General features: G+C 80.7%; 1 pseudogene. It reads left to right on the top strand.

The features are described 5' to 3' along the window. Positions 1 to 50 precede the first annotated feature (50 nt). Positions 51 to 508: pseudogene (locus tag DZG00_RS16380) on the top strand (type II secretion system F family protein); the annotation flags it as partial.

Below are 508 nucleotides of genomic sequence, written 5' to 3'. Positions count from 1 at the left end.
GCGTCTGCCTCGACGTCCGCTTCGGCGGATGCACGCGGGAGCCGCGGGTGATGGGGCGCGCGCTGGCGGTCCGCCTGCGGATCCGAGGCGCGGGCGACGAGGCGGTCGTCGAGGAGGCGGAGGAGATCGCCGCGTTCGTGCGACGGCTCGCGGTGCTGCTGGGGGCGGGGCTGCATCTCGAGCGCGCGTGGTCGCAGCTGGCGCCTCCCGGCGGGCGGCCGCGGCGTGGTGAGGGCCAGGTGCCCGCCCTGATCCGTCGGGTCGCCGCCGGTGCCGGATCCGCTCCCCTCGCGGCGCGCGTCGCGGCGGCGGCCACGGCCGCGGGGTCGGGAGCCGGCGCCAGCGCGCGGTCGTGGTGCGCGCTCGCCGCCGGGCTGGAGGTCGCCGATCGCACGGGAGCGCCGCTCGCGCGGTCGCTCGACCGGCTCGCCGACTCCCTCGTCGACGTCGCCCGCGTGCGCCGCGACGCGGGCACCGCGCTCGCCGGCCCGGTCGCGACGAGCCGCAC

Origin of the sequence: Clavibacter lycopersici (assembly GCF_003576405.1) — a bacterium.
GTDB lineage: Bacteria > Actinomycetota > Actinomycetes > Actinomycetales > Microbacteriaceae > Clavibacter > Clavibacter lycopersici.
This window is presented reverse-complemented; position numbering and strand designations above follow the sequence as displayed.